The organism is Micromonospora sp. ALFpr18c, from assembly GCF_008868155.1.
In the GTDB taxonomy this organism is placed as follows: domain Bacteria; phylum Actinomycetota; class Actinomycetes; order Mycobacteriales; family Micromonosporaceae; genus Micromonospora.
Window position 1 is genome coordinate 1 of record NZ_WBKR01000436.1, and the last position, 823, is coordinate 823.

The 823-nt window shown below is 61.1% G+C and carries 1 pseudogene; it reads left to right on the plus strand.

Annotated elements, in window-relative coordinates:
* Positions 1 to 401: pseudogene (locus F8271_RS33670) on the plus strand (ISAs1 family transposase); the annotation flags it as partial.
* Between the last annotated feature and the right edge of the window lie 422 nt (positions 402 to 823).

Sequence of the window (823 nt, forward strand, 5' to 3'; positions counted from 1 at the left end):
CCCTGCACACCCCGGGCGGGATCGCGTTCTCGCACGCCCAGCAAGCCGTCCGGATCACCCGTACCCGCACCACCGGCGGCAAGACCAGCCGCGAGACCGCCTACCTGGTCACATCCCTACCCGCCGCTGACGCCCAACCCGCTGACCTGCAGAAATGGGCAAGAGCGGAATGGCTGATCGAAAACCAGGTCCACAACGTGCGAGATGTGACGTTCCGTGAAGATCTTCACCAGGCCCGCACCGGCACCGGACCCGCCGTCATGGCCACCCTGCGTAACACCGCAATCGGCTGGCACCACATCCACGGCGAACCCAACATCGCCCGCGCCAACCGACGCGCCGACCGTCGCTCACACGACCTCATAACCGCTGTGACCAGCAGTTACCCCAGAACGCAATAGCCCTGGCGATGCAGGGCGTTCGCAAGGTAGAGATATGCCCGTTCTAGGTGATTCCTAGTAGTTGTAGGGATCGGCGGGTTTCGGCTGTCCTTTCATAGGGCTGGCGCGATGGATGCGACGCCGGCCAGGCGGAGCAGGCTGATCGCGGTGTTGCGCAGGGTGGTCAAAAGGACATCAGTCTAGACATCTGCATGATCGCCAGAAGGCCGCGCTCTTCTACGTACCCACCAAAACCGGCGTGACTATCACATAACCGAATATCCGGTCATAGCTCGATCTTGCGAATGCCCTGCGCTTGACCGCGAATTCCCGCAGGTCAGCCGGCACTCAAGCGACTACGCAATAGCGTGTGCCACGAACGAGGAATGGTGATCGCAATGTAGGAGCGATTTCAGGAATCGATGCTGTGCAGAAGATGAAGG